General features: G+C 56.4%; 1 protein-coding gene. It reads right to left on the reverse strand.

The window, feature by feature from the left end; genetic code table 11:
• Window positions 1–399, reverse strand: a 399-nt coding sequence (locus MXD62_RS10305) for a response regulator (RefSeq protein ID WP_368862379.1), incomplete at both ends; no start/stop codon positions are given.

Consider the following 399-nt stretch of genomic DNA (forward strand, 5'->3'; position numbering starts at 1 on the left):
ATCGTACTCCTGCACGGGCAAAATAATCGGGCCATATTGCAGGTCGCCTTCCTTGGCGATTTTGCCGCTGCGCCGGAGCACCACGCGAGCACGGGCCAGCAGCTCTTCCACAGCAAACGGCTTGACGAGATAATCGTTCGCCCCGGCGTCCAGCCCTTTTACCCTTGCTTCTACGCTGTCTTTCGCGGTCAAAAACAGGACAGGAGTGGGGACACCTTTTGCGCGCAGCTTTTTCAGAATGGAAAGTCCATCCATCCCCGGCAGCATGATGTCCAGCACCAGCATGTCATAGATGCCCCGTTCCGCCAGCAGGTAACCTTCGTCCCCTTTTTCGGCGTAATCCACCTGATAGGCCTCCTCCCGCAATATATCAGCAATCGCGTGAAGCAGGTTTCTGTC

The sequence above is a fragment of the Frankia sp. Mgl5 genome (genome assembly GCF_023242985.1).
Taxonomy (GTDB): domain Bacteria; phylum Actinomycetota; class Actinomycetes; order Frankiales; family Frankiaceae; genus Parafrankia; species Parafrankia soli.